The sequence below is a fragment of the Polymorphospora rubra genome (genome assembly GCF_018324255.1).
GTDB classification, from domain to species: Bacteria; Actinomycetota; Actinomycetes; order Mycobacteriales; family Micromonosporaceae; genus Polymorphospora; species Polymorphospora rubra.
Map to the genome: position 1 here is coordinate 8213893 of NZ_AP023359.1, position 25021 is coordinate 8238913.

Genomic DNA, 25021 nt, shown 5'->3' on the forward strand with positions numbered 1-25021 from the left:
CCAGAGGGAAAGGAGGGGTCCCCCAATGGTGCGTTTCGTGCTCAGCCGGGCACTGAAGGCCGTCCTGACCATATGGATCGCAATCACCTCGACGTTCTTCCTGCTCCGGCTCCTGCCGGGGGACCCCACGACCCTCATGGTCGAGGGAGACATGACGCCGGAGATGCAGGCGGCACTGCTCAAGACGTACGGCCTCGACCGGCCGTTGTGGGAGCAGTACGTGTCGTACCTGCGTGAGTTGGTCCAGGGCAACCTGGGCATCTCGTTCCGGCAGATCCAGCCGGTCACGGACATCATCCTCGACCGGCTGCCCTGGACGTTGCTGCTGGCCGGCAGCGCGTTCGTCCTCACCGTCGCCGTCGGTATCCCGATCGGGGTGGCCGCCGCGGTCAACCGCGGCAAGTGGCTCGACCGCGCGTTGCAGGGCTTCGGGATCAGCGCCAACGCCCTGTTCGTGCCGAGCGTCGCCATCCTGCTGCTGGTCTTCCTCGGCGCCCAGCTCGGCTGGTTCCCGATCGGCGGGGCGATCGACCCGGACACCCGGGGCGCGGCCGCCTACCTGAGCCTGGTCCACCACCTGGCGCTGCCGGTGCTGTCCCTGGTCCTGGTGCAGCTCGGCCCGTACGCGCTGACCCTGCGTACCAACATGATCGAGGTTCTCGGTGAGGACTACATCCGCGCGGCGCAGGCCCGTGGTCTCTCGGCCCGGCGTCGGGTCTGGAAGCACGGCCTGCGCAACGCGATCCTGCCGGCGCTGACCCTGATGGGCCTGCAACTGGGCACCCTGGTCGGCGGCGCGGTGCTGACCGAGACGGTCTTCGCCTATCCCGGGGTCGGCCGGCTGATCTACGAGGCGGTCGGGCAACAGGACTACCCGGTGATCCAGGGGGCGTTCATCATGCTCGCCGTCACCGTGGTGATCGCCAACGCGCTGACCGACATGCTCTACGCGGTCCTCAATCCCAGGATTCGCCTGTGAGCGCGAGGAGTGCAGCGCAGCGGAGCCCCGCAGTCGCGAACGTAGAGATCGCTGTGAGCGCGAGGAGTGCAGCGAAGCGGAGCCCCGCAGTCGCGAACGTAGAGGTCGCTGTGAGCGCGAGGAGTGCAGCGAAGCGGAGCCCCGCAGTCGCGAACAAAGGAATCACCGCGAGCGCGAGGAGTGCAGCGAAGCGAAGCCCCGAGCAAAGCCCCGCAGCCGCGAACACCAACGAAGGGAGGGTGCCGTGAGTGCCCCCGTGCTGACCGAGCAGGCACTGCCGCCGGTCCCCGCGCCGAAGCGGTCCTCCTGGTCCGGCTATCTGCGGCAGCCCGTCGTGGCGGTGTCGGTGCTGGTGCTGCTCGTGATGGCGCTGATGGCGATCTTCGCGCCGCTGATCGCCGACGAGCCCGCCGGGGCCGGCCCGGACGTGCTGCAGCCTCCGTCGGGAGCGCACTGGTTCGGCACCGACGACCTCGGGCAGGACATCTTCGCCCAGGTGGTCTGGGGCACCCGGACCAGTCTGGTGATCGGCCTGGCCGCGTCGCTGATCGCGATCGTGCTGGGCACCGCGATCGGCCTGGCCGCGGCGTACTTCCGCCCGATCGACGCGGTCGCCACGGTGATCACCGACGTGATGCTGGCGCTGCCCACCCTGCCCTTGATGATCATGCTGGCCGCGGTGGTGAACCCGAGCGTCTGGACCCTGACCCTGATCATCGGATTCTTCGCCTGGCCCGAGGTGGCCCGGCTGATCCGGTCGCAGGGCCTGGTGATCAGCGCGATGCCCTACATCGACGGGGCCCGGGTGCTCGGCGCCACCGGATGGCGGATCGTCACCCGGGAGATCCTGCCCGCGGTCGTCTCGCTGATGGTCGTCAGCGTGCTGCTCACCGCATCCCGGGCGGTCATCTCCGAGGCCGGGCTGAGCTTCCTCGGCCTCGGCGACCCGGACGCCTGGTCCTGGGGACGCATCCTGCTCAACGCCCAGCGCAGCGGCACGATCGCGATCGCCTGGTGGCAGACGCTCTTCCCGTCGCTGGCGATCCTGTTCCTGGTGCTGGCGGCGACGCTGGCCGGTACGCGGTTCAACGACTCCCGTGACCCCCGCCGCAACGGAGGCTGACCCATGCGACTGCCCGAGAGTTTCTACACCAGCGTCCGTACCCGGCTCGGCGCGGCGCTCGACGAGCGCGGCCTGGACGGTTTCCTGGCCACGTCCCCGGCGGACGTCGCCTTCCTCAGCGGCTTCTTCTACATCGCCACCGAGCGTCCGGTCTACCTCTGGATGCCGCGCGAGGGAGATCCGCTGCTGGTCATCCCGCGCCTCGACGAGGAGTACGCCGCCCAGCAGGGCGTGACCATCCCGACGGTCAGCTACTTCGAGTTTCCGGGCGTGGTCACCGCCGAGCAGACCCTGGCCTCGGCGCTGTCCCGCCCCGGCGGGCCGGTCCGCCGGATCGGGGTGGGTGCCGGGGTGTCGGTCGGCGCGTTCAAGGCGCTGTCCCGGGCCATCGCCGGGGCGACGTTGGAGACCACCGACGCGGTGGCGAAGTTGCGGCTGCGCAAGTTCCCCGAGGAGATCCCGTTCCACGAGGCCGCCGCCCGGATCTGCGACGAGATGCTCGGTGCCGGCCGGGCGCTGATCGAGGAGGCGCTGGCCAGCGGCGGACCACTCCCCGCGAGGACGAGATCGCCCGGCACGTGATCGGCTACGGCACCGACCGGATGTACGCCGAGTACGACATGGTCGTCTACACCACCAAGTTGGCCGGCGGGCTGGTCTACGCCGGCCCGAACTCGGCGCTGCCGCACGGCCTGCCGACGCGTCGACGGATCCAGCCGGGCGACACGCTGATCCTCTCCCTCGGCGCGGCGGTGGCGAGCCGGTTCGTGGAGAGCGAACGCACGTTCATCATCGGGGAGCCCACCGCCGAGCAGGTGCGTTACTACGAGGCCGACCGGCAGGCGCAGGAGGTCGGCACCCAGGCGATGACCGCCGGCCGTACCTGCGCCGAGGTGAACAGGATCTGCCTGGACGTGCTGCGCGAGCAGGGCCTGGGCGACTACATCCGGCACCGGCAGGGGCACGGCATCGGGCTGCAGAACCACGAGGCGCCCTGGGTCGAGGACGGCGACGACACCGTGCTCGCTCCCGGGATGCTGCTCTCCAGCGAGCCCGGTGTCTACGTTCCCGGCCACGCCGGCTACCGCATTTCCGACACGGTCCTGGTGACGGAGACCGGCCCGCGCCGGCTCACCGGCTACCCACGCGACCTGGCATCCAACGTCATCGAGGGGGTCCGATGAAGATCAACGGAGCGGAACTGGTCGTCGAGACCTTCGGCCCGACCGACGCACCGGCGATGATCGTGCACCACGGCGCACCGGGCCTGGGCTCGCGCAGCGAGCCGAAGCGCTCCTTCGGGCCGTTCGCCGACCGGATGCGGGTCATCGTCTTCGACGCCCGCGGATCCGGCGAGTCCAGCGACGACGAGCCGTTCACCCACGAGCAGTGGGTGGCCGACGTGGACGCGATCCGGGAGCACTTCGGCTACGAGAAGATCGTGATGGCCGGCGGGTCGTACGGCGGGTTCATCGCCCTGGAGTACGCGATCGCCCACCCGGACCGGGTCTCCGCGCTGGTGCTGCGGGACACCGCGGCGGACACCGCGCACGACCACCTCGCGGTCGAGCGGGCGCGCAACACCGACCGTTCGGTGATTCCGGAGTGGGTCATCGACCGGATCGGCACCGGCCGGTTCGAGAGCAACGAGCAGCTGCGTGACTACTGGGGGGCCATCCTGCCGCTCTACGACCACCAGCACGACCCGGCCAAGGACGAGGCGCGGCTGGCCGCCACCCGGTTCCACTACCGGACCCACAACGCGGCCTTCGGGCAGAACATGCCCAGGTACGACCTCAAGCCGAAGCTGCCGTCGATCACCTGCCCGACCCTGGTCACCGTGGGCCGGCACGACTGGCGTACCCCGGTCGAGGCGTCGCGGGTCATCGCGGACCTGATCCCCAACGGTGAGCTGGTGGTCTTCGAGGAGTCCGGCCACTCGCCGCAACTGGAGGAGCCGGAGAAGTTCCAGCGGGTGGTGCGGGACTTCCTGGGCAGAGCCGGAGTGCTGCGATGACGCTGTTGGAGATCGCCGACCTGCGGGTCGCGTTCCCCGGCCCGAGCGGACCGGTCAACGCGGTCAACGGGGTGTCGCTCCAGGTCGACTCGAGGCAGACCCTGGCCATCCTCGGCGAGTCCGGCTCCGGCAAGAGCGTCACCGCACAGGCGGTGATGGGCATTCTCGACGTCCCACCGGCCAGGATCACGGGTTCGGTCCAGCTGCGGGGCCGGGAGTTGCTGACCCTGCCGCGCAAGCAGCGCGACCGGGTCAGCGGCGAAGAGATCGGCATGGTCTTCCAGGACGCGATGGCCGCGCTCAACCCGGTCTTCACCGTCGGGGACCAGATCACGGAGGTACTGCGGGTCCGGCGGGGCATGTCCAGGGCGGACGCCCGGCGCCGCGCCATCGAGCTCGTCGACCGGGTCCGGATCCCGGCCGCCAAAGACCGGATCCGCGACTACCCGCACCAGTTCTCCGGCGGTATGCGCCAGCGCATCATGATCGCGCTGGCCATCTCCCTAGAGCCGCACCTGCTGATCGCCGACGAGCCGACCACCGCCCTGGACGTGACCGTGCAGGCCCAGGTGATGGAACTGCTCGCGGAGATCCAGCGGGACAGCGGAATGGGTCTGCTGCTGATCACCCACGACCTCGGGGTGGTCGCCGAGGTCGCCGACGACGTGGCGGTGATGTACGCCGGCCGGATCGTCGAGCGCGGCACGGTCGAACAGATCTTCGCCGGCCCGGCGCACCCGTACACCGAGGGGCTGCTCGCCTCCATGCCACGGGTGGACCGGCGCGACGAACGGCTCTACGCGATCCCCGGCGCTCCGCCCAACCCGGCCCGGCTGCCCGCCGGCTGCCCGTTCCACCTGCGTTGTCCCCGGGCCACCGACGAATGCCTGGTGACCCTGCCGCCGCTGCGGGCACTGCCGGCCGACCGGAGCAGCGCCTGCCACCACCACGAGGAGGTGCTCGGTGCCACCCAACGATGACGTGGTGCTACGGGTCGAGAACCTGGTCAAGCACTTCCCGCTCAAGGGGCGGATCCCGTTCACCTCGGGCGGCCTGGTCAAGGCCGTCGACGGGGTCTCCTTCGACCTGCGCCGGGGCGAGACACTCGGCGTGGTGGGCGAGTCCGGCTGCGGCAAGACCACCCTGGCCCGCATGCTGGTCGGCCTGGAACAGCCCACCTCCGGCGCGGTGCGCTTCGGCAAGTCGGTGGTGCACCAGGCCAGGGGGCGGGAGCTGCGGGCGCTGCGGCGGCGGATCCAGATCGTGCTGCAGGACCCGTACACCTCGCTGAACCCCCGCCGCACCATCCGGGAGATCCTGCTCCAGCCCTTCGAGATCCACCCTGACGTGCTGGACCGCCGGCGCCGGATCGAGCGGATCAAGGAACTGCTCGACCTGGTCGGCCTCGACCCCAGCCTGCACCTGGACCGCTACCCGCACCAGTTCTCCGGCGGGCAGCGCCAGCGCATCGGCATCGCCCGGGCGCTCGCGCTCCGCCCCGATGTGATCGTCTGCGACGAGCCGGTCTCCGCGCTGGACGTGTCGGTCCAGGCGCAGGTGGTCAACCTTCTGGAACAGCTCCAGGAGGAACTCGGGGTGGCGTACGTCTTCATCGCCCACGACCTGTCCGTGGTGCGGCACATCTCCGACCGCGTCGCCGTGATGTACCTCGGCAAGCTGGTGGAGACCGGTCCTGAGCAGAGCCTGTACGAGTCGCCGCGGCACCCGTACACCAGCGCACTGCTCTCCGCCGTGCCGGTGCCCGATCCGGCCGGACGCCGGGAGCGCAAGCGGATCCTGCTCGCCGGTGACCCGCCCAGCCCGGTCAACCCGCCGTCGGGCTGCCGGTTCCGGACCCGCTGCTGGCAGGCGACCGATACCTGCGCCACCACCGAACCGCCGCTGGCCGCCGGCGAACATCCGGTCGCCTGCCACTTCCCGCTGGCCGCGTAACCGCCGGCGATCCGTCCCAGAAGGAGAAGGTGTCTTGCTGCAAGAACCCGCTGCCCGCTACAAGGGCCACCGGTCGTACTCGTACCTGGAGCCGCACTCGGACTACCGGGTGTTCGAGCTGGCGGAGGAGGTCGGCCGGGTACCGGAGCACGACCTCGGCCTGACCGGCGACCAGCGCGCGCGGGTCACCCGGCTGCTCACCGAGCACGCCGCGATCTCCCTGCACGAGCACCCGGTGATCCTGCCCGCGGACGTCCGCGAGTTGCGGACCTACAACCGCACCGCACGCCAGCGCACCGGCTACGAGGGGCTCGCCCGCTCCGGCCTGACCGCGGTCTTCGACAACTTCATGGCCGGCGCCTCCTGCGTGACCAGTGAGAACGGCTGGAAGTGGAACGACCTCGTCTACGCCCTCGGGATGCGGATGAGTGACCTCTACAAGCAGGACCATGTCTTCCTGGCCACGTCGCTGGCCGACATCCGCGCCGCCAAGCAGGACGGCCGGCTGGCCCTGGTCGCCGGGCTGGAGTGCTGCAGCCCGATCGAGAACGAGCTGGATCGGATCGACATCCTGTACGGCTTCGGCGTCCGCCAGCTCGGCATCGCGTACAGCCAGGCGAACATGCTCGGCGGTGGCCTTTCCGAGCGGCACGACGGCGGGCTGACCCACTTCGGCCGGCGCGCGGTGGACCGGATGAACAAGCTCGGCATCGCCATCGACATCTCGCACTCCGGCGACCAGACCTCGCTGGACGTGATCGAGGCCAGCCGGGTACCGGTGTTCATCACCCACGCCGGCGCCCGCTCGGTCTGGAACACCTCCCGGATGAAGCCGGACGAGGTGATCCGGGCCTGCGCCGAACGGGGTGGCGTGATCGGCATCGAGGCCGCTCCGCACACGACTCTCTCCGAGACGCACAAGCACCATTCGATCGAGTCGGTGATGGACCACTTCACGTACTGTGTGGATCTGGTCGGCATCGACCACGTCACGTTCGGTCCGGACACCATGTTCGGTGACCACGTCGGGGTGCACAACACGTACGCCGCCAACTACGCCCACGACGCCGGCAACCGGCCGGAGCACCCCCGGGTGGAGTACGTGGCCGGGCTGGAGAACCCGGGCGAGGCGTTCGGGAACATCGTCGGTTGGCTGGTCACGCACGGCTACTCGGACGACGAGATCGCCAAGGTCATCGGCGGCAACACCATCCGGGTGCTCGAACAGGTCTGGTAATGGCCTCCCGGCCGATCGGCCGGGAGAGCACCGACGAACTACACTCCGTACGCCGTCGACGGCGGCGGGAGCGATGAGGTGAGGGCGGATGGCTCGGCGCGAAACCGCGCTACAGACCGCACACGGTCGACTACGGCAGCTGATCAGCAGCGAGTTCCGGTCGGGCGACAAGCTGCCCAACGAGCGGGACCTGGCCGACCGGCTGGAGGTCAGCCGGGCCACCGTGCGCGAGGCGCTGGGCCGACTCGCCGTGGAGGGAGTCGTGACCCGTACCTGGGGCATCGGCACCTTCGTGCACGGTGGCGCCGAGCGGGTGCCGGTGTCGATCGGTGACGTCACCGCCCTGCGGGACCGGATCACCGCCTCGGGCCACCGGCCGACGCTCCAGGACGCGGCGGTCAGCCGGGCGAGATGCCCGGCTGACTGCGCCAAGGTCCTCGGGTGGAGCCGGACTCGCTGGTGTGGCGGGTCGACCGGCTCTTCGCCGTGGACGGTGTCGCGGCGGCCTGGATCCGCGACCATCTGCCGCTGCGCTTCGACGGCCGCGACCTCGACCCGTCCGGGCTGGTCAGCATCGACCTGGACATGTTCGAGTTCCTCGCCAGCGCGACCGGCATGCCGGTGCGGCGGGCCGAGATCGAACTCGCCGCCGTGCTCGCCGACGAGGAGGCCACCACCCGGCTCGGCGTGGCCATCGGGCATCCGCTGGTCACCGCCACCCAGATCGGCTACGGAGCGGGCGGCGCGGCCCTCTTCCACGGACACATCACGGTCCGCACCGATGTGCTGACCCTGCGGATCAGTCGGGGCGGGGAGCCCGAGCCGGCGCGGTGAGCGCCGCAGCGTAGCCACCGCGCCCGTTCCGGCACCAGTTCGTCCAGATCGGACGGTCGCGGGGACGCCGGGCCGGACCGGTCGGGCTCCCGGCCCGGCGACGCCCTGCGACCGGTCAGGCCACCAGGCGCTCGGCGGCCAGTTCGGTCAACCGCACCGTGCAGAGACCGCCACGCTCGGCGGTCACCTCGGTCACCTCGAGCTGGGTACCGGGGGCGAGAAGGAACTCCTCCTCACCGGTGAAAGCGGAGTAGCGGCGGATGCCGACCGCCCGTTCGGGACGTACCTCGAAGAGGGTCCGCCGGCCGCGGCGGCCGAGGAACCCCTGGGCGACATCGAGCTTCGACGTACACGAGGAGACGCCCCACCAGGTCACGGTCCTGCCGACCGGGTACTGCGACCGCAGGTCCAGCGACACGCCGCGCCACAACGGCCCGGTACGGACCGGCAGCCGGTCCAGGGCGGAGAAGAGCAACCGCAGGTACGGCAGGTACGGCACCACCCGGCCGCGGTCGGCGTGCCGCAGGGTGGCGTTGATCTGCCGGTAGAACGCCGACTCGCAGGTGTAGAGGTAGACGGCGGCGGCCTCGTCGACGGACAGGCCGGCGTCGGTGGACTCCGCCTGCTTCGTGCCGAACCGGTACGACTGCTCCACGTGCCAGTTGAGCCCGGCAAGAAGCTCGGCGACCGGGGCGACCGCCTCGCGGAAGTCCATCAGCGGAACGTCGAGGACGCCGGTGATCGCCGGCAGGACCAGGCCCTCGTCCTTGACGCTGGCGAGTCGTTCGAGATAGAGCTGGTGCAGCTCCATGGTCGAGGTGATGAACGCGCCCATCCGGTCGGCCGTGCCGGTGTCCGCCCCGCCGGTCCGGGCCGCGTTCGTGCTCCATCCCTTGCTGGGCAGCCAGTCGATCTCGTCGGCGCCGAGCCCGGCCAGCGCCGCGTTCACCACCGCGAAGTGGTCGCCGTCGCAGAAGATGTCACCCTGTGCCGCCGGGTTCGGGTGGTCGATGTGCCGGACCGGCACGTCCGGGTATTTCCTCTGGAGCCGGAGCACGAGGCTCTTGAGGCCGCGGGCGTGCGCGCCCCACCAGGCGAAGACCACGCCACGGTCGGCCTCGTCGGCGTTCTGCTTGGCCTTCAGGATCTCCTCGACGAGCCGTTCGACGACCGGCCGCCAGAACGCGGTGTGCTGGTCGGTGGCCAGCGAACCGTCGCCGCTCGCGGTCAGTGCCGCGTTGAGCAGCAGTACGCCCTGGGTCAGCATCGCCTGGAACCACTCCGGCGGCTGCACGGTGTCGTGCTGCTTCAGCAGGGCGCGGATGTCGGCGATCGGGGTCTTCTTCGGGATGCCGTACTTCCACATCGCCGCCGCCTTGATGATGCAGCGGATGCTGACCACCCGACCGAACTGGCTGTCCGCCCAGTTGTGGAAGGTGTTGTCGAACATCGCGATGCCGGTGGCGCTCTCCGGCCTCGGGTACGGGTTCTGTCCGAAGACGACGACCTTCCACTTCTCCGGCGGGTGCGGCTTGAGCGCCTGGAAGGTCAGCTCCCGGACCGGTACGACACCCGGGCCGCGCCCCGGGCCGATGAACGTCGCCGCGGCCGGCTGCGCCTCGATGACCGGCTTCAGCAACGGCAGCCACGGCTCACCGCCACCGGTGAAGAGTTCGGCGAGCGCCAGCGGGTCGTTCGGGTCCGGCGTCGTGGGAGCGGTGGGCTCGCTCATCGTGTGCTCCTGGATCGGCGGGCCGTGCCGGCTACGGCACGGGCGGTCGAGGGGATTTCGTACAGCCCCCGAGAAGGTAGGGCACACCACCGACCAAAACCCGGATTGTCGGTGCGGCTTGGTAGCTTCCGTGGCCACTGGAAGTTCCCCCTGCCGCAACCGGAGTGAAGCCATGTCCCTGGAACAGGCCGCGCCATTGCTCGACGTGGTGCTGACGGACGTCAACACGAGGGTGGTGCAGGCGTGGCGGGCGGCGTTCGCCGACACCCCCGAGGTACGGATCAGCCGGGGTTCGATCCTGAACCATCAGGTCGACGCCTGGGTCAGCCCGACCAACTCGCTGGGGCGGATGGACGGCGGGGTCGACGCGGTGATCCGGCGGCACCTCGGTGCCGGCATCCAGCTGCGGGTGCAGCGGGCGATCAAGGACCGGTTCGGCGGTGTGCTGCCGGTGGGCAGCGCCGTCTGCGTACCGTCCGGGGCGGAGAACCCGCGGTTCCTGATCTCGACGCCGACGATGGTGCGGTCGGCGGAGAACGTCAGCGAGACGCTGAACGTCGCGCTGGCCTGCGCCGCCGCGTTCCAGGCGATCCACATCCAGAACCGGCGGGCGCCGGGCAGCATCGCCTCGGTGGCGCTGGTCGGGATGGGCGCGGCGACCGGCGAGGTGCCGCCCCGGGTCTGCGCCAATCTGATGTGGACCGGCTACACGCTCTTCCATGACCACCGGTTCGAGGACTACGACGACCTGCGGCAGACGATCCTGGACCAGCTCGGCGACATCGAGACGCGGCCCGAGGAGGAACGGGTGCGGGTCAGGCCGCCGACCCGCCGGGGTGCCGGACGGTAGGGCCCGGGCACCTCCCTGCCCCGGTCACCGGTCGTGGTCGTCGCGGGCCGTGGGTCGCGGTACGGGCATCTCCTCGTGGAACACCTCGGCAAGCTCGGCCCGGCCGCCGGTGCCCAGCTTCGCGTTGATCCGGTAGAGGTGGTTCTCGATGGTGCGTACCGACACGACCAGGCGGTGCGCGATCTCCCGGTTCGTCATGCCCCGGGCGGCCAGTCCGCCGATCTCGCGCTCGCGTCCGGTGAGCGGCAGGGGTTGGACGGTGGTGCTCGTCGCCAGGGTCCGGACACCCTCGCAGTGTTCGGTGAGCCGGTGTACCCGCGCGGCGGCCCGATGTGCCGCCCCGCGCCGGTTGCCCCGCCGGTACGCGGCCGCCGCCTGCGCCGCCGCGTCGGCGGCGGCCAACTGGTCACCCATCCGCTCCAGCAGGTCCGACGCGGTCCAGAGGCCGTCGCCGTCGTCGGCGGCCAACGCCGTCGCGTGCGTGGCGGCCGCCGGGGCGCGCGGGCCGTCCACCCGGGCGGCCAGCGTGGTGAGCCGCCCGGCCACCGACCGGTCGCCGAAGCAGACCGCGGTGTGCAGCGCCAGCACCTCGTGGGCGAACTGTCCGGTCGTCGCCGCGATCGACGCCGCCTCGTGTGCGAGCGTGACCGCCTCGCTCGACACGCCCTGCGCGGCGGCCAGCCAGGCGTGGGACAGGACCAGGTCGGGCTGGAGGAACAGCACCATCGGGTGCTGCCGGGTGCGCAGTCTGGCCAGGACGTCGGCCGCCGCGGTCAGGTCACCCGTCAGCGCCAGCGCCCGGCCCAGTGGAATCAGGCACACGTGCTCGAAACCGCCGGCCTCGTCGAACCGCTCCAGGCCGGCGTGCGCCTCACGCAGCCAACGCAGGGCGCTGACCGGCCGCCCCTGGGCCAGGGTGACGTCACCCACCAGCACCGTGCTGATCAACGCCGGCAGGTCGAGGCCCCGCACGGACTCCCAGCCGGCGTACGCGATGTCGGCCGCCTCCCGGAGGTAGCCGGCCAGACGCAACCCGGTGAGTTGCGAGGTGATCAGCGGGAAGCGTACGTAGCCGAACTCCGCCGACCGGCCGGCCGAGGCCAGGCCGCGTGCGGTCGCGGCGGCGAGTTCGTCGGCCCGGCCGACGGTGGCCAGGCTGACGACGTATCCGGTGGCGGCGAGGGCGGCCGACTCGTCGGGCAGGTCCGGTGCCGCGAGCGCGGCCGTCGCCGCCTCGATCGCCGTGGCCGGCCGGGCACGCTGCCCGTCGAACAACGCGCGGAGCGCCAGGAGCCGGGTGCGCCCCGGGTCGCCGACGATCCGTGCCTCGGCCGCCGCCAGGATCGCCTCCGCCGGCGCGGGCCGCAACGCCATCCACGCCAGGTTGAGCACCTGGGCCACCGTGGCACGGGCCACCTCGTCGTCCGTACCCGCCGTCGCGGCCAGCGCCGCGGCCTCGGCGCCCGCCGGACGGCTCAGTCCGTTGAGCGCCGCCATCGTGATCATGTGTGCCTCGAATCCGCCGCCGGCGGCCTGCGCCGCCTGCCCGAGACGTACCGTCAGCGGGAGGTCGCACAACTGGCCGGCGCGGCTGGCCGCGTCGAGCAGCAGCCGCCGGTCCGGTTCCAGGTCCGAGTCCAGCGCCAGTACGGCCCGACGGAGGGTGTCGTCGGCCCGGCGGCTCCCGGTGTCGGCGATCGCCCGGCTGATCCGGCCGCGAAGCCGGCGGGCCCGCAGTACTCCCATCCGGGCGCGTCTGACCTCCCCGAACAGCGGGTGGGTCAGCCGGGCCTCCAGCCGCCGGCCGTCCTGTTCGGCGCGGACGAGCCCGGCCCGCTCGGCCTGTTCGATCGCCGCCGGGTCGGCGAGCCGGGCGAGCAGGCGGACACCCAGCGGTTCGGCGAGGGCGAGCAGGTCGACCACGGTCGCCACGGGCTCGGCCAGTTCGCCCATCCGGATCGTCACCAGGTCGGTCAGGCCGGGCGACACCCCGCCGCCCGACCACCGCCACACCCCCCGTACCGGGCGCAGCCGGTCGGCCTCGATCTCGCCGTCGACGAAGTGCCGCAGGTACAACGCGTTTCCCTGGGTGATCTGCCAGACGCGGCGTACGGTCTTGCTCTCCACCGGTCCGCCCAGGACGGCTTCCAGCAACGATCCGGTCTGCCGCTGTTCGAGCGGCGCCACCTCGAGCCGTTCGAGGTATCCGTCCTTCCACAGGTGGGTGACCAGGTCCGGCACCGTCTCACCGGTGCGTACGGTGGCGACCACGACCGCCGCGGAGTGCAGGACCAACTGGTGCACCAGCAGCGCCGACATCTCGTCGAGCAGGTGGGCGTCGTCGACCCCGAGCACGACCGGTCCGTCGCCCGCATCCGCGACGAGCACCCGGGACGCCTGCGCCACCAGCGCCGTCGGGTCCCCGCTCAGGGCACCGAGCAGCGCCGCGAAGGCGCCCAGCGGAAGCCCTCGCGACGGCTCCGTACCGACGACCCACCGGGTGACGGCGCCGCGCTGTTCCGCCGCGGTGAGCACCTCGCGGGCCAGCCGGGTCTTGCCGACCCCGGCCGGACCGGCCAGCAGTACGCCGTGCGGGGTGCCGGACCGCATCGCCGCCTCGATGGAACGTAGTTCGTCCCCGCGCCCCACCAGCGGCCAACCTCGATCCATAGATGAAGTTTAATATCGAGGCGTGGGACCCGTGTGCGTCGCAGATCCCCGTCTTAGGGCTGTGTCGGGTGGCGGGCGTCAGCGCAGCGCCTGCGTGCCGATGACGGACAGCAGCTGCAGCTTCTCGTAGCTCTCGCTGCCCGGAACGGCGGTGTAGACGAGCAGGTGGTGTGACTGGTACGGGTCGAGCAACGTCTGGCAGCTCAGTTCCAGCAGGCCGACCTCGGGGTGGATGAAGCGTTTGACCTCGTGGGGACGGATGCCGACCTCGTGGTCGTCCCACACGCTCCGGAACTCCGCGCTCTGGGCGAGGAGAAGGTCGGCGAAGTGCGCCGCCCGGGAACCGGAACCGCGAAGCGTGACGATTTCGCGCAACCCGGAGGCGAAGACCCGGGAGAGGAACGGATGATCCTCCGTGGGGTACAGCTGCCGGACCTCAGGGTCGGTGAACCACCGGTAGCCGATGCTGCGCGCCGGGCCGGTGTAGCGGGTCGTGTCACCGGTGAGCGCGACGCCCAGCGGACTCTGCCGCAGCGTTTCGCCGAGTTCGGTCACGATCTCCGCGGGCGTGTCGCGCAGACGGTCGAGGATGCGCAGCAGGCCGGGGTTGATGTGCTCGCTGGCCGTACCCGGGTCGGCGGGTTGTGCCCGGCGAGCCGGAAGAGATGGTCACGCTCGTCGAGGGAGAGGTGAAGTCCCTGCGCGATCGACGCGATCATCTGCTCGGACGGCTGGGGCCCACGTTCCCGTTCGAGGCGGGAGTAGTAGTCGGTCGACATGTGGCAGAGAGAGGCGACCTCCTCGCGGCGTAGCCCGGTGGTCCTGCGGCGTTGTCCACGGGGAAGGCCGACGTCCTCCGGTTGCAGCGACTCCCGGCGGCGCCGGAGGAACTCCGCCAGTCCGGTCCGGTCGATAACCATGCGTCTCCTCCCTCGGTGCTGCATCGTTTCTACCGCCCGCCCGTCGACGCAGCCACGGCCCGCCGATCCCCCCTTGCCGGCGACGGTGTCAGGGCATCGGTTCCCGGACCGGCGCCGGCGACGTCGCCCGAGGTCGCGTACGAACGATGCCGTCAGCCGGCGTTCGACCAGCGCCGGCTGGCGAGGACGAGTCGGTAACCGTCCGGATCCCGCACCGTGACGCCCCAGCGGTCCCAGTACGGCCCCTGCCCGACGACGCTGCCCCCGGCCTGCTCCAGTCGCGTCACCAGGGTCTCGTCGACGGGGTCGCCCAGATAGAGAACGAGCAGATCCTCGCTGGTGGGTGCCGGCTTCGCCGTCAGGTTGGCGCCACCGACCAACTCCAGATGCCACGCCGCGTGCCGCCAGCCGACAATGAGCAGGTCGTGTTCCGCCGGGCCGCTCGCGGCGATCCGGTGCAGCAGGTCAAGGCCGAGGCCCTGTACGTAGAAGCGCTCGGCGGCCGCGAGGTCGGTGCACGGGCGGGCGATGCGAACCGCCACCTCGTCGGTCATTCGCTCTCCTTTTCTCCGTCGCCTGACGACCGCACCTCAGGTCCATCGGGTTCCCCGCCTGCGTGGCGTGGTGATCGAAGCTGTTTCCCGATCATGTAAACAGCGCCTGGGACCGGCGGCAACCCGACACCACCGACGTGGGCACTCTCAGTGCGGGCCCGCGGGTTCTCCCGGTACGGGAATGGCGTCGGTCCGCCCGGGGTTCGGTCGGTCATGGAGCTTCAGGTGGTGCTGCCGGACGAGTCACCGTCGATGCCCGCGCGGACACTCGTCGAACTGGCGCGCGCCGCCGAGGAGTCGGGATACGGCACCGCGTGGCTTCCCGACCACGTGCTGCCCCCGGGTGAGTACGGCACCACCTTCGGCGGGGTGTACGAGCCGCTGGTGACCATCGGGCACCTGGCCGCCGTCACCCGACGCCTGCGACTGGGGACGTCGGTGCTGGTCGCGCCGCTGCGGAACCCGTTCGTGCTCGCCAAACAGGTCGCGACGCTGCACCGGCTCTCCGCCGGGCGGGTGATTCTCGGCGTCGGCGTGGGCTGGAACAGGCCGGAGTTCGACGCCGTCGGAGCCGACTACGAACGCCGTGGCGCGATCACCGACGACACGCTCGCCCTGCTGCACCACCTGTTCGGCGGTGGGACGGCGCCCTACCGGGGCCGGCGATTCTCCTACGAGAGCGGGGTCTTCGCGCCCGTCCCGGCGGGCCGGGTACCGATCATGGTCGGCGGCAACAGCGACGCCGCACTACGCCGCGCGGCGCGGTACGCCGACATCTGGCAGGGCCTTCCCACCGACCCCGACGCGTTCGCCGAGCGGGCCCGGACGCTGGCCGACCTCGCGGGTGACCGCAGGGTCGTGGCAGGGGCGCGGATCAGTTGGGACGGCACCGCGCCGGTCGGGCGCATCGCGGACGAGGTGCTCGCGTACGGGGAAGCCGGAGCCGCCCAGGTGGCTGTCCACTTCGGCGAGCATGCGGGCACGCGTACGCGGCTGGAGGCGCTGGCCGAGGCGTTGCGTGGACGCGGCGACCTGACGTAGCGGCGCGGCGCGACCCGCGTCCGACAGCGGCCGGCGAGACCGGGCCGCTCAGGCGGGTTGCTAGATTGTTCGCATGCGAACTAATCCGACCGTCGGCAACCGCCAGGACATCGTCGTGACCGTGCCCGCGGGTGGCGCGATCGCCGGCACCCTGTGGCTACCGGCCGGCGCACCGCGGGCCGTCGTCGTCGTGCACCCCGCGACGGCGACGCCGGAAAGGTACTACGCGGGCTTCGGGACGTTCGTCACGGCGAACGACTGTGCCGCGATCACCTACGACTACCGGGGCACCGGCCGATCGGGCACGCCACGGGCGAACAAGCGTCTGCGGATGCGCGACTGGATGAGCCAGGACGTCCCCGCCGTCGCCGAGTGGGTCGACGGGCGGCTACCGGACGTGCCCCAGGTCGCCGTCGGGCACAGCCTCGGCGGGCACGCACTCGCGCTGAACCACGGCACCGGGTCGCTCCGCGCCTTCGCGACGGTCGCCTCGCACGCCGGGGTGACCCGGACGATCCCGAGCGTCGGGGAACGGCGTCGGGTCGCCCTCGTACTCGACGTCCTGGGGCCGACCCTGGCCCGCACCATCGGATACATGCCCGGTCGGCGGCTCGGGCTGGGCGAGGACTTCCCGGCGGCGGCGATGCTGGAGTGGAGCGGTTGGTCCCGCAGACCGGGCTACTTCTTCGACGATCCCACGATGGACGCCGCGGCTCGGGCTGCCGCCGTCGTCGCGCCGGTGCTCGCCCTCGGCGCCTCCGACGATCCCTGGGCGACGCCGCGGCAGATCGAGGCGATCACCGACCGTCTGACGTCCACGACCGTCACGCGGCGCACGTACACCCCGGCCGAACTGGGCGCGGCCAGGGTGGGGCACCACGGCCTGCTGCGTCGGGGCGTGGGCGAACGGGCATGGCCGGCCCTGCTGGAATGGCTCCTCCAGCACGTCCCGACCGAGCAACCATGACCCGGCGTGGCGCCCCGCCCCGACTGATCTTCGGACTCGTCGCCGCCGAGAAGTCGCTGCGGCGCTGGATCGAGGCGCGTTCCGGCGGCCGGAAGGTGGGAGCCGCCGGTGCGGGGGTGCTCTTCCACGTCGCCAGGCACGACGGCGCACTGGTGAGCGAGGTCGCCGCGGCTCTCGGCGGGTCGGTGTCCGGCGTCAGCGGGCTGCTGAGCCGGCTCGCGGCCAGCGGGCTGCTGGTCAAGGCGACGGACCCGGCCGACGCGCGAGCGGTCCGGCTGCACCTCACGGACGCGGGGCGGGAAACCCTGGTCGACGCCAGGACGATCCTGGCCGAACTCGACGACCGACTCACCGCCGGGTTCACACCGGCCGAACTGCGGGTGGTCGCACGCTGGCTCGACCAGGTGCGGGCCCTGCCCGCTAACCCGCCGGACCGGTGACCGTCCGCCGACGACGCCTCCCGGCGTACGGCGTCAGCGGTCGTCGGGGTCGCGCCGGGTAGCCCGGTGGAAGGCGACCACCAGCTCCCGGGCGGCCGTGTCGAGGTCGACCTCCTCGCCGTAGGTGGTCCAGTCCAGCAGCACCGAGTCTGTTCACGTACTTCCTCAACGACGCGCTGGGCGCGCCGGTCACCGAGGAGTCGTACGTCGCACGGGTACGGGAGATCTTCGGCTCCGCCGCCGACGAGGTGCTGACACGCTACCCGGTCGAGGCGTACGCCTCGCCGAGCGCCGCGCTGGCCGCCACCCAGACCGACCACTTCTGGGTCTGCCCCTCGGTGACCGCCGCCGGCGAACTCGCCGCGGTCTCCCCGGTGCGCTTCTACCAGTTCGCGGATCCCGCGCCGCCGCAGTCGCTCGCCATCCCACTGCCGCCCGCGCTGGCCGGGCCCACCCACGGCGCGGAGCTGCCGTACCTGCGGATGACGGATCCGAGCTTCGGCCTCCCCGCGGCCTTCACGCCGCAGCAGAAGGCGCTCTCCACGCTGATGGTCGACTACTGGACCGGGTACGCCCAGCAGGGCGACCCGAACCACCGGGGTACCCCGCACTGGCCCCGCTACGACCCGGCCAAGGCCAACGCGCTGCGGCTGGCCCCCGGGCCGCGCGGCGTCGCTCCCATCGACATCCGGACCGCGCACCAGTGCGGATTCTGGGACGAGGTGGCCGAGGCGAGCTGAGCCCGGTCGTGGGTTGCCGGCGTCCGGCGGACACGGGACTCGGTGTCCGCCGGACAGGTTGCCGCGCCAGGTCTCACGTGTGCCGCTACGGGGTCGTCCGGTAGGACCAGATGCGGTTTTCCGTTCCCCGGGCGAACAGTTCGAGTCTGCCGCCCACGGCGTTGGCGGCCAGTCCGTCGGGGGTCTCGCCGTTGCCGGGCAAAACGCTCCAGCCGGTCCAGGTCGTGCCGGTCAGCCGGTTGAGGACGATGGAGTTGTCCAGCCCGCGGATGACCAGATACAGGGTGTTGCCGACCGCTGTGGCCGCCGGGGCACTGGTGGTCGCCGTCATGCCGGGGACCGCGCTCCAGCCGCTCCACGCCGTGCCGGTGAGCCGGTTGAGGTAGATGGCATTGTCGCTGCGTCCACGGGCGAACAGGTGCAGCGACCCGTTGTGGACGGTGGCCCCCAGCGCGCTGCTGGTCACTCCGCTGCCGGGGACCGCGGTCCAGCCGCTCCAGGTCGTGCCGGTGAGTCGGTTGACGGCGACGGAGTCATCGGTTCGTCGGATGAACAGGTACAGGGATCCGTTGTTGACGGTTACGGCGGGTGCGCTGTAGGTCACCGCGCTCGGGACCGCGGTCCAGCCGCTCCATACCGTACCGGTGAGCCGGTTGAGCCAGAGCTCGTAGTCTTCGTCTCCGCGGGCGAACAGGTGCAGCGATCCGTTGTAGACGGTGGCGGCCGGCGCGCTGGCGGTGCGCATGGTACCGGGGGCCACATCGCTCCAGCCGCTCCATGCGGTCCCGGTGAACCGGCTGACCTTGATGGAGTCATCGGTCGCCCGGGCGAACAGGTACTGGCTGTCGAAGTAGGTCGTGGTGGCCGGCGCGCTGTGGGTGACGACGTTGCCGGGCACCGCGCTCCAACCGTTCCAGCGCGTCGTGAGGGTGAGGCCGTAGGTGGTGAGGATCTCGTTGACCGGCTGGAAGTAGGTGGTGCCGCCGACGGTGCAGTTCCCGGAGCCGCCCGAGGTGACGCCCTGGGCCTGGGTGCCGGAGATGAACGGCCCGCCCGAGTCACCGGGCTGGGCGCAGGCATTCGTCCGGGTCATCCCGGTCACCGTGCCCTGCGGATAGTTCACGGTCTCGTCCTTGGCCTGGATGATGCCGCAGCGCGCCTTGGTGGTGTGTCCGGACCGGCACACCGAGGCGCCGACGACCGCCTCCTCGGAGCCGTCGACCGGGCCGACGCCGGCCACGTCCGCGGTCGGCGCCCAGTCGTCGTTGGCCTGTACCCAGGCGTGGTCGTCGCCCGGGAAGGACGAGCCGCCCCAGGTACCCAGGGCGGCCCCGTTCCATCCGGTGAGCGCACCCGGTGCGGCGCAGTGCCCGGCGGTGACGAAGCCGACCTCCTGCACGCTGAACCCGATCGAGCAGAACGAGGTGCCGATGGAGTACTTGTCGCCGCCCTGCAGGGCGTACAACGGCCGAGGCTGCTCCGTCGAGGCCAGCACCCGTACCTCGGCGGCGACCCCGGCGGCAGCGGCGAACCGTTGCGCCGCCGGCAGGTGCCCCGGCAGGGAGCGGACCACCACGGTGTTGCCGGGCAGATCGACGTACCAGCCGGTTACCGTGGGCGGGGCGGTGGCGCGGCTGTGGTCCAGCGTGGCCTTGACCTCGTTGAGCTGGGCTTCGCTACGGCTCACCGGCTGCGGGTTGGCGCCAGCGGCGCGTACCTTCGCGGCCGTACGTGCCACCGCGTCGGTCGTCATGGTCGCGGACCCACCGGTGACACCGACCGTCAGTTGCCCATCGGTCGACAGCCACGCACCGCCGAACCGGGTGCCGAGTTCGCCGCGTAGCCGTCGCTCCACCGCCGGCGCGGCGGCCTCCCGTTCCAGCCGGATCCGCACCTGGTCGGCGCTCAGCCGCAGGTCCCGCTGGAGCGCAGCGGTGAGTTGCGCTGTCGCCGGCCCGGCGTCGGGTCCCCGCTCGGTGCCGGCGGTTGGTGCGGTGTCGGGTGCGGCCAGCGCCACGCCAGGCCCGGTCGCCGCCCAGCCGGGCAGCAGTACGGCCGCTACGAGAGCGGCCAAGCCGGCTGTTGCCCTCGATCTCATCGTTCCTCCCTGTGGTTGCGAGCATCCGGGCGTCGTCGGTGAGCCGTCCGTGGGCCGTGTCCAGGCACGTGTGCTGCCAGGCGGTGTGCGGGCTGAGTGCGGCCGGGCAGGGTCGCAGTGTGGTGGCGAGGTCGCGGATGTGCGCCGGTGACCAGGAAAGCCGCGCGCCTGAACTGTTTCCGTCCGGGCCCGTACGGGCGTCCCGACCCTATGTCCGGATGATGGTTGATGTCGTGAGTAGTGCTCTACTCACATCACCGGACCGAGCGGGGCTGCCCCGGCCGGCCGGGAATAGTCCATGTTGGACAGCATCGGGCAGTGCCCGACAGACTCTTGAGATGCCGTGATCGACTGACTAGATTCGATCTCAGACCCGATCAGGGAACGGCTTCTAGATTCAGGAGCGTGACCCCATCGCACACATCGATCTAGGGGTGGATGAGACGGAACTGCCGGGCATCCGGGGGCCGCTGCGCTTCCGGCCGGAGACCGGCCAACCGTTGCTTGAGCTGGTCGAGGTGCTGCTGCGCGGGCCGCACCCGCTCACCCCCGGCGAACGGGAACTGATCGCCGCCTACGTCTCCGGCCGCAACGAGTGCACCTACTGCTGCTCGGCGCACTCCGCATACGCGGCGGCGCAGCTCGACGAGGGCATGACCCTGGTCGACCAGGTACGCTCCGATCTGGACAACGCTCCGATCTCCGCGAAACTGCGCGCCCTGCTGCGCATCGCCGGCGCCGTCCAGGTCAGTGGACGCGAGGTCACGCCCGAACTGGTCGCGGCCGCCCGCGCCGAGGGCGCCACCGACCTGGAGATCCACGACACGGTACTCATCGCGGCTGCCTTCTGCATGTTCAACCGGTACGTCGACGGCCTCGGCACCGAACCGGCGGCCGATCCCGGGTGGTACGCGCAAGCGTCCGAGCGCATCGTCAACAAGGGCTACCGGCAGGTCGTCTGACACCAGCCGGCCCCGCGACGGGTGCCGGTTCATTCCAGGCGCACCCGACGTACGTCTTCCCGGCACCGTCTCGCTCAACCGGCGGCCCGGTACTTCTGCTCTCGACCGGTCGGCCTGGGCACGTTTATGCCCAGGCCGATCTGGTATTCCCCACCTGACTGCACCTGGTCGGCGCGTCGGGCACAGTCACCATCCGCCGTCGCTCGCAGGGCAGCACGGGCAGAAGCGAATCCACCCATCAGGGGAGGAAGCCATATGAACGGCCAACCGAACATCGTCCTCGTCCACGGTGCGTGGGCCGACGGCTCCTGTTGGAGCGGCGTCGTCGAACTCCTCCAGGCCGACGGCTACCAGGTGACGGCCCCGCAGTTCCCCCTGACCTCGACGGCCGACGACGTCGCCCGGCTACGCCAGGTCCTGAAGCTGCAGGACGGCCCGACGATCGTGGCCGGGCACTCCTACGGTGGCCAGATCATGACCGCTCTCGGCGCCGACACGCGGAACGTGGCCGGGCTGGTGTACATCGCGGCATTCGGGCTGGACCAGGGGGAATCGCTCGGCGCTCTGCTGTCGCAGGGACCCACACCGCCGGCACTGGCGCACCTGTTCACCGACGAGCAGGGCTTCATGTGGCAGCCGCAGGACGACTTCGTCCAGCACTTCGCCGCCGACGTCGACGTGGTCCGGGCCAAGGCGATGCACGCCGCACAGCAACCGATCGCCGGCTCGACCTTCTCCGAGGCGATGGGCGTCCCCGCCTGGCGGTCGCTACCGTCCTGGTACCTGATCGCCACGCAGGACCAGGCGATCCCGCCGGACGCGCAGCGCATGTTCGCCAACCGCATGGGCGCGACCACCAGCGAGGTCCCGGCCAGCCACGTCCCGATGGTGTCGCACCCCGGTGAAGCGGCACAGCTCATCAAGTCGGCCGCCGAAGCCCGGACCGCGATGCCGGCAGGTCGAGCGGGCAGCTGAGAACGGGCCACCAGCGCTCAGATCATGCCGGCCCGTAGCGCGTAGGCGACCGCGTGGGAGCGGTTGCGCAGCTTGGCCGGTGCGTCACACCGCGCCGTGGGTGCCGGCGGAGGTGCACGGCGCTGACCCGCGCCGCCGCCGGCTGACCCCCGCCGCCGGCGCCGGTGGCGCGAAAATCCGTGGATAACGGTCCGTCCGACCGCCACCATGTCTCCCGGACATCTCCCGGGCTGCGGCCCGACGATCGGGGGAACGGGCGGTAGCGACCGATGACCTGGCGACGGCTCATGATCGACACGACGCCGTTGCGGGAGGCGCCGGCCTTCCGCCGTCTGTGGATCGGGTCGACGCTGTCGTCCTTCGGCAGTCAGATGACCAGCTTCACCGTCGCGTTCCAGGTCTGGACCCTCACCGAATCCCCGCTCGCGGTCGGTGCCGTCGGCCTCGCCGTCGCCGGCCCCGCGATCCTGTTCGGTCTTCTCGGCGGGGCGATCGCCGACAGCATGGACCGCCGGCGGCTGGCGCTCGTCGCCTGCGTGGCCCAGGCGGTCGTCGCCGCCGCGCTCGCCGGGCAGGCGATCGCCGGCCTGGAGCAGGTCTGGTTGTTGTACGTGCTGGTGGCGGCGGGGGCGACGGTCAACGCGGTCAGCGGTCCGGTCCGACGTACGTTCCTGCCGCGGCTGCTCGACCCCCGCCTCGTCCCCGCCGGTGCGGCCCTCAACATGCTCGCCATGCACGCCAGCCTCACCACCGGCCCGATGGTCGCGGGCGCACTCGTCGCCGGGTGGGGCATCACGGTCGCCTATCTCGTCGATCTGCTGACGTTCGTGGGCGCGTTCCACGGCCTGTTCCGGCTGCCGCCGATGCCGCCGGAGGGCGAGACGAGACGGCCGAGCCTGCGCGCGATCGGGGAAGGACTGACCTTCATCCGCCGCAGCCGGGTGATCTCCGGCGCGTTCCTCACCGACATCAACGCGACACTGCTCGGCATGCCGTTCGCCCTGTTCCCGGCGATCAACGCCGCCCACTTCGGGGCAGCCCCCGGACACTGGGCCTGCTCACCGCGGCACCGGCGGTCGGCGGTGTGATCGGGGCGCTGCTGTCCGGGCCGGTCGGCCGGATCACCCGGCCGGGCCGCGGCATCCTCGTCGCCGCCACGGTGTGGGGGGCGAGCCTGGCCTGCTTCGGGCTGACGACGTACCTGTGGCTGGCGCTCGCCCTGCTCGTCGTCGCCGGGGTGGCCGACGTACTCAGCGTGATCATGCAGACCGCGCTGGTCCAGCTCGCCACCCCGGACAACTACCGCGGCCGGGTCGGCGCGGCCGAGTTCGTCGTCGGTGCCGGTGTGCCGCACCTGGGCAACTTCCGGGCCGGCGCGGTCGCCTCGCTCGTCTCCCCCGCCGCCAGTGCCTTCATCGGCGGATCGGCGGTCGTCGCCGGAACCGTCCTGGTCGCGCTCGCGCTGCCCGAGTTCCGGCGCTGCACCACACCGGCGACGACCGCCCCCACCCCGGCGGAGCAGCCCCTGCCGGCGGGTTCGTCATAGCCCACCGGGTTTCCGACGGCGCCGGACGGCGGTCCCGGGGTGGGGCACCCCGTGGGGTGGAAGCCGTCGAACGGAACGTTTTTGTCGGTGGCGGGTGATAGCTTCGCATCGAATTACTCGACCGCGGACCGTGGGTCCTGTCATGGGCCGCGTCGACCGCCCCACCGGGCCGGCCGCCACCTCCACGCATCGGGAAGGCAGCGTCATGACCGAGGCAAGCACCCACACCCTGGACGTGCCGGGCGCGGTCCTGCACTACGACGTCCGTAAGGGCGGCGCGGGCACGGCACCGACGCTGCTGATGATCGGGTCCCCGATGGACGCCACCGGGTTCACCAGCCTCGCCGCGCACTTCCGGGACCGTACGGTGGTCACCGTCGACCCGCGCGGGGCCGGACGCAGCAGGCGCGTCGACGCCGGCGGCGAGTCCACACCCGAGCAGCATGCCGACGACCTGCACCGGGTGATCGACGCCCTCGGTGGCGGACCGGTGGACATCTTCGCCAGCAGCGGCGGTGCCGTCAACGCGCTGGTGCTGGTGGCCCGGCACCCGGAGCAGGTGCGTGTCCTGGTGGCGCACGAGCCGCCGGCCGCCCAGGTGTTGCCGGATCGGGAGCGGGCGCTGGCGGCGATCGCGGACATCCGCCGGGCGTACGAGCGGGACGGCTTCGGTGCGGGGATGGCGAGCTTCATGGCGCTCACCGGCTTCCGGGGCGAGATCCCGGCCGACTTCGCCGACCGGCCGGCACCCGATCCGGCCGCGTTCGGCCTGCCGACCGACGACGACGGCTCCCGCGACGACGTGATGTTCGGGCAGAACCTCATCACCTGCACGCACCACGAGCACGACTTCGACGCGCTGCGGGCGGCGTCGACCCGGATCGTGGTCGGTGTCGGGGCCGAATCGGAGGGCGAGATGGCCCACCGCAGCGGGCTCGCCGTCGCCGACCGGCTCGACACGAAGGCGGTGACCTTCCCCAGCCACCACGGCGGTTTCATCGGTGGGGAGTTCGGCTGGCCGGGCGACCCGGACGCGTTCGCCGTGACCCTGCGGCAAACCCTCGACGAAGACCGCTGAGGCTCCTCACCGGCTCCCGGCCCCACCGCCTCCGGGCCATGAACGTCGGCGAGGCGCCTCGGCCTGCGGCTCGCCGACCTGAAACCGACAACCCGGATTGCAAGGGTCTGAAAGGGCTGGATGGGCTTGCGGCGCAGTTGAGGCTCCGCGACCGCTGTCACGCACACCTCTCCCGGGCGAGACGCCCGGTCCGACAAGATTTGGTCGGCGCCGACGCCCGCCGCGTCTCACGTTGTGGCCACCACTGTCTCTTGAGAACCAGGTTGCGAGCGGGTTTCTGAAATATTGCCGCAAGGTCTTGCATA

25 protein-coding genes and 1 pseudogene are annotated in these 25021 nt (G+C 71.4%); 20 read left to right on the forward strand and 6 right to left on the reverse strand.

Annotated features, from left to right (window positions below; all coding sequences use genetic code 11):
* Positions 1-25: 25 nt before the first annotated feature.
* The 10 genes and pseudogenes from Prubr_RS35985 to Prubr_RS36030 all read left to right on the forward strand — a co-directional run bounded on the left by Prubr_RS35985 (position 26) and on the right by Prubr_RS36030 (position 8143).
* Positions 26-979, forward strand: a complete 954-nt coding sequence (locus Prubr_RS35985) for an ABC transporter permease (RefSeq protein WP_212820157.1) — start codon at positions 26-28, stop codon at positions 977-979.
* Between the two features lie 244 nt (positions 980-1223).
* Complete coding sequence (locus tag Prubr_RS35990; protein ID WP_246568143.1) at positions 1224-2102, forward strand: ABC transporter permease; 879 nt, start codon at positions 1224-1226, stop codon at positions 2100-2102.
* Between the two features lie 3 nt (positions 2103-2105).
* Positions 2106-2684 carry an aminopeptidase P family N-terminal domain-containing protein gene (locus Prubr_RS35995; RefSeq protein ID WP_212820160.1) on the forward strand — a complete coding sequence of 193 codons (579 nt, stop codon included), beginning with the start codon at positions 2106-2108 and terminating at the stop codon, positions 2682-2684.
* Positions 2681-3286 carry a M24 family metallopeptidase gene (locus tag Prubr_RS36000; RefSeq protein ID WP_212820162.1) on the forward strand — a complete coding sequence of 202 codons (606 nt, stop codon included), beginning with the start codon at positions 2681-2683 and terminating at the stop codon, positions 3284-3286. Before Prubr_RS35995 ends, Prubr_RS36000 begins: the two co-directional genes overlap by 4 nt.
* Entirely contained in the window at positions 3283-4119 is an 837-nt protein-coding gene (locus tag Prubr_RS36005) for an alpha/beta fold hydrolase (RefSeq protein WP_212820163.1), read from the forward strand. Before Prubr_RS36000 ends, Prubr_RS36005 begins: the two co-directional genes overlap by 4 nt.
* Entirely contained in the window at positions 4116-5099 is a 984-nt protein-coding gene (locus Prubr_RS36010; protein WP_212820165.1) for an ABC transporter ATP-binding protein, read from the forward strand. Before Prubr_RS36005 ends, Prubr_RS36010 begins: the two co-directional genes overlap by 4 nt.
* Positions 5083-6072 carry an ABC transporter ATP-binding protein gene (locus tag Prubr_RS36015; RefSeq protein ID WP_212820167.1) on the forward strand — a complete coding sequence of 330 codons (990 nt, stop codon included), beginning with the start codon at positions 5083-5085 and terminating at the stop codon, positions 6070-6072. The genes Prubr_RS36010 and Prubr_RS36015 overlap by 17 nt, the downstream gene beginning before the upstream one ends.
* 34 nt (positions 6073-6106) lie before the next feature.
* Positions 6107-7309: a dipeptidase gene (locus Prubr_RS36020; protein ID WP_212820169.1), complete on the forward strand. Its 1203-nt coding sequence runs from the start codon at positions 6107-6109 to the stop codon at positions 7307-7309.
* 88 nt (positions 7310-7397) lie between these two features.
* Positions 7398-7592: pseudogene (locus tag Prubr_RS38515) on the forward strand (winged helix-turn-helix domain-containing protein); the annotation flags it as partial.
* A 158-nt stretch (positions 7593-7750) separates the two neighbouring features.
* Positions 7751-8143 carry a UTRA domain-containing protein gene (locus tag Prubr_RS36030; protein WP_212820171.1) on the forward strand — a complete coding sequence of 131 codons (393 nt, stop codon included), beginning with the start codon at positions 7751-7753 and terminating at the stop codon, positions 8141-8143.
* A gap of 115 nt (positions 8144-8258) precedes the next feature.
* Here Prubr_RS36030 and Prubr_RS36035 read toward each other — a convergent pair whose 3' ends face one another.
* Positions 8259-9875 carry an ADP-ribosyltransferase domain-containing protein gene (locus Prubr_RS36035; protein WP_212820173.1) on the reverse strand — a complete coding sequence of 539 codons (1617 nt, stop codon included), beginning with the start codon at positions 9873-9875 and terminating at the stop codon, positions 8259-8261.
* A gap of 172 nt (positions 9876-10047) precedes the next feature.
* On the opposite strand from Prubr_RS36035, the gene Prubr_RS36040 reads away from it, so the two are divergent.
* Positions 10048-10725 carry a macro domain-containing protein gene (locus tag Prubr_RS36040; RefSeq protein ID WP_212820175.1) on the forward strand — a complete coding sequence of 226 codons (678 nt, stop codon included), beginning with the start codon at positions 10048-10050 and terminating at the stop codon, positions 10723-10725.
* A 24-nt stretch (positions 10726-10749) separates the two neighbouring features.
* On the opposite strand, the gene Prubr_RS36045 is transcribed toward Prubr_RS36040, so the two are convergent.
* The 4 genes from Prubr_RS36045 to Prubr_RS36055 all read right to left on the reverse strand — a co-directional run bounded on the left by Prubr_RS36045 (position 10750) and on the right by Prubr_RS36055 (position 14869).
* On the reverse strand, positions 10750-13395 hold the full coding sequence (locus tag Prubr_RS36045; protein ID WP_212820177.1) for a helix-turn-helix transcriptional regulator: 2646 nt from the start codon (positions 13393-13395) through the stop codon (positions 10750-10752).
* A 78-nt stretch (positions 13396-13473) separates the two neighbouring features.
* Positions 13474-13950 (reverse strand): MmyB family transcriptional regulator, encoded by a 477-nt coding sequence (locus Prubr_RS38070; RefSeq protein WP_343221565.1) that lies wholly within the window; start codon positions 13948-13950, stop codon positions 13474-13476.
* Positions 13947-14315, reverse strand: a complete 369-nt coding sequence (locus Prubr_RS38075) for a helix-turn-helix domain-containing protein (protein ID WP_343221566.1) — start codon at positions 14313-14315, stop codon at positions 13947-13949. The genes Prubr_RS38070 and Prubr_RS38075 overlap by 4 nt, the downstream gene beginning before the upstream one ends.
* Before the next feature lie 152 nt (positions 14316-14467).
* Positions 14468-14869: a VOC family protein gene (locus Prubr_RS36055; RefSeq protein ID WP_212820180.1), complete on the reverse strand. Its 402-nt coding sequence runs from the start codon at positions 14867-14869 to the stop codon at positions 14468-14470.
* Positions 14870-15082: 213 nt separating this feature from the next.
* On the opposite strand from Prubr_RS36055, the gene Prubr_RS36060 reads away from it, so the two are divergent.
* The 4 genes from Prubr_RS36060 (at position 15083) to Prubr_RS36075 (ending at position 18057) form a co-directional block, all read left to right on the forward strand.
* On the forward strand, positions 15083-15910 hold the full coding sequence (locus Prubr_RS36060; RefSeq protein WP_212820181.1) for a TIGR03619 family F420-dependent LLM class oxidoreductase: 828 nt from the start codon (positions 15083-15085) through the stop codon (positions 15908-15910).
* Positions 15911-15983: 73 nt separating this feature from the next.
* The gene (locus tag Prubr_RS36065) at positions 15984-16877 is read left to right on the forward strand and encodes an alpha/beta hydrolase family protein (protein ID WP_212820183.1); all 894 of its coding nucleotides are present in this window, start codon (positions 15984-15986) and stop codon (positions 16875-16877) included.
* Positions 16874-17317 carry a MarR family winged helix-turn-helix transcriptional regulator gene (locus Prubr_RS36070; RefSeq protein ID WP_212820185.1) on the forward strand — a complete coding sequence of 148 codons (444 nt, stop codon included), beginning with the start codon at positions 16874-16876 and terminating at the stop codon, positions 17315-17317. Before Prubr_RS36065 ends, Prubr_RS36070 begins: the two co-directional genes overlap by 4 nt.
* Positions 17318-17565: 248 nt before the next feature.
* Complete coding sequence (locus Prubr_RS36075; protein ID WP_212820187.1) at positions 17566-18057, forward strand: carboxylesterase family protein; 492 nt, start codon at positions 17566-17568, stop codon at positions 18055-18057.
* Between the two features lie 85 nt (positions 18058-18142).
* Here Prubr_RS36075 and Prubr_RS36080 read toward each other — a convergent pair whose 3' ends face one another.
* Positions 18143-20131, reverse strand: coding sequence for a DUF8189 domain-containing protein (locus Prubr_RS36080; protein ID WP_212820189.1), 1989 nt, complete (start codon positions 20129-20131; stop codon positions 18143-18145).
* 437 nt (positions 20132-20568) lie between these two features.
* Between Prubr_RS36080 and Prubr_RS36085 the strand changes: the two genes are divergently transcribed.
* The 5 genes from Prubr_RS36085 (at position 20569) to Prubr_RS36105 (ending at position 24716) form a co-directional block, all read left to right on the forward strand.
* The gene (locus Prubr_RS36085; protein WP_212828932.1) at positions 20569-21117 is read left to right on the forward strand and encodes a carboxymuconolactone decarboxylase family protein; all 549 of its coding nucleotides are present in this window, start codon (positions 20569-20571) and stop codon (positions 21115-21117) included.
* A 255-nt stretch (positions 21118-21372) separates the two neighbouring features.
* Positions 21373-22092: an alpha/beta fold hydrolase gene (locus tag Prubr_RS36090; protein ID WP_212820191.1), complete on the forward strand. Its 720-nt coding sequence runs from the start codon at positions 21373-21375 to the stop codon at positions 22090-22092.
* A gap of 269 nt (positions 22093-22361) precedes the next feature.
* Complete coding sequence (locus Prubr_RS37915) at positions 22362-23180, forward strand: MFS transporter (RefSeq protein WP_212820194.1); 819 nt, start codon at positions 22362-22364, stop codon at positions 23178-23180.
* Positions 23147-23638, forward strand: a complete 492-nt coding sequence (locus Prubr_RS37920; protein ID WP_281425972.1) for an MFS transporter — start codon at positions 23147-23149, stop codon at positions 23636-23638. The genes Prubr_RS37915 and Prubr_RS37920 overlap by 34 nt, the downstream gene beginning before the upstream one ends.
* 205 nt (positions 23639-23843) lie before the next feature.
* Entirely contained in the window at positions 23844-24716 is an 873-nt protein-coding gene (locus tag Prubr_RS36105; RefSeq protein WP_212820196.1) for an alpha/beta fold hydrolase, read from the forward strand.
* Positions 24717-25021 lie beyond the last annotated feature (305 nt).

Bases quoted from the DNA above. Each gene is read 5' to 3' on its own strand.
- Prubr_RS35985 (WP_212820157.1), top strand. From the start codon at position 26: ATGGTGCGTTTCGTGCTCAGCCGGGCACTGAAGGCCGTCCTGACCATA.
- Prubr_RS35995 (WP_212820160.1), top strand. From the start codon at position 2,106: ATGCGACTGCCCGAGAGTTTCTACACCAGCGTCCGTACCCGGCTCGGC.
- Prubr_RS36005 (WP_212820163.1), top strand. From the start codon at position 3,283: ATGAAGATCAACGGAGCGGAACTGGTCGTCGAGACCTTCGGCCCGACC.
- Prubr_RS36010 (WP_212820165.1), top strand. From the start codon at position 4,116: ATGACGCTGTTGGAGATCGCCGACCTGCGGGTCGCGTTCCCCGGCCCG.
- Prubr_RS36035 (WP_212820173.1), bottom strand. From the start codon at position 9,875: ATGAGCGAGCCCACCGCTCCCACGACGCCGGACCCGAACGACCCGCTG.
- Prubr_RS36040 (WP_212820175.1), top strand. From the start codon at position 10,048: ATGTCCCTGGAACAGGCCGCGCCATTGCTCGACGTGGTGCTGACGGAC.
- Prubr_RS36045 (WP_212820177.1), bottom strand. From the start codon at position 13,395: ATGGATCGAGGTTGGCCGCTGGTGGGGCGCGGGGACGAACTACGTTCC.
- Prubr_RS38075 (WP_343221566.1), bottom strand. From the start codon at position 14,315: ATGGTTATCGACCGGACCGGACTGGCGGAGTTCCTCCGGCGCCGCCGG.
- Prubr_RS36055 (WP_212820180.1), bottom strand. From the start codon at position 14,869: ATGACCGACGAGGTGGCGGTTCGCATCGCCCGCCCGTGCACCGACCTC.
- Prubr_RS36060 (WP_212820181.1), top strand. From the start codon at position 15,083: ATGGAGCTTCAGGTGGTGCTGCCGGACGAGTCACCGTCGATGCCCGCG.
- Prubr_RS36065 (WP_212820183.1), top strand. From the start codon at position 15,984: ATGCGAACTAATCCGACCGTCGGCAACCGCCAGGACATCGTCGTGACC.
- Prubr_RS36070 (WP_212820185.1), top strand. From the start codon at position 16,874: ATGACCCGGCGTGGCGCCCCGCCCCGACTGATCTTCGGACTCGTCGCC.
- Prubr_RS36090 (WP_212820191.1), top strand. From the start codon at position 21,373: ATGAACGGCCAACCGAACATCGTCCTCGTCCACGGTGCGTGGGCCGAC.
- Prubr_RS37915 (WP_212820194.1), top strand. From the start codon at position 22,362: ATGACCTGGCGACGGCTCATGATCGACACGACGCCGTTGCGGGAGGCG.
- Prubr_RS36105 (WP_212820196.1), top strand. From the start codon at position 23,844: ATGACCGAGGCAAGCACCCACACCCTGGACGTGCCGGGCGCGGTCCTG.